A 502-nucleotide genomic window follows, 5' to 3' on the forward strand; every position below is an offset into this window, starting at 1 on the left:
GCCGTGGCCGTCCTGGCCGACCGCCGCCCTCGCGCCGTGGCCGTCCTGGCCGACCGCCGCCCTCGCCGCCACCGTCCTCGCCGCGACGGTTGCGGGCGTGCGGCACGAGCGGCGCGCGGCCGACCCGATCCTGCCCCCGCGGCTCTTCCGCCGCCGCGGCCTCACCGTGGCCTGCGCGACGAGCTTCCTGGTGGGCGCCGTCATGTTCGGCGGCGTCATCTACCTTCCGCAGTACCTCCAGGTGGTCCGCGGCCACGACGCCACCGCCGCGGGGCTCCTGATGCTCCCGCAGGTCGGCACGATGATCGTCGCCTCCGCCGTGTCCGGCCGGCTGATCAGCCGCACCGGCCGCTGGAAGGTGTTCCCGGTCGTCGGCTGCGCCCTGGTGACGGCCGGCGCCGTGCTGCTGTCACCCCTCGCGCCGGACACCCCGGGATGGTGGCTCGCCGGCGCGATGGCCGTCCTCGGCGCCGGCACCGGACTGACCCAGCAGGTGCTGGTG

The 502-nt window shown here is 76.9% G+C and carries 1 protein-coding gene; it reads left to right on the forward strand.

Annotation, left to right across the window (positions count from 1 at the left end):
* A partial coding sequence (locus FGF04_RS39840) for an MFS transporter (RefSeq protein ID WP_149516239.1) occupies nt 1-502 on the forward strand: 502 nt, incomplete at both ends.

Origin of the sequence: Streptomyces apricus, from assembly GCF_008369065.1 — a bacterium.
GTDB lineage: Bacteria > Actinomycetota > Actinomycetes > Streptomycetales > Streptomycetaceae > Streptomyces > Streptomyces apricus.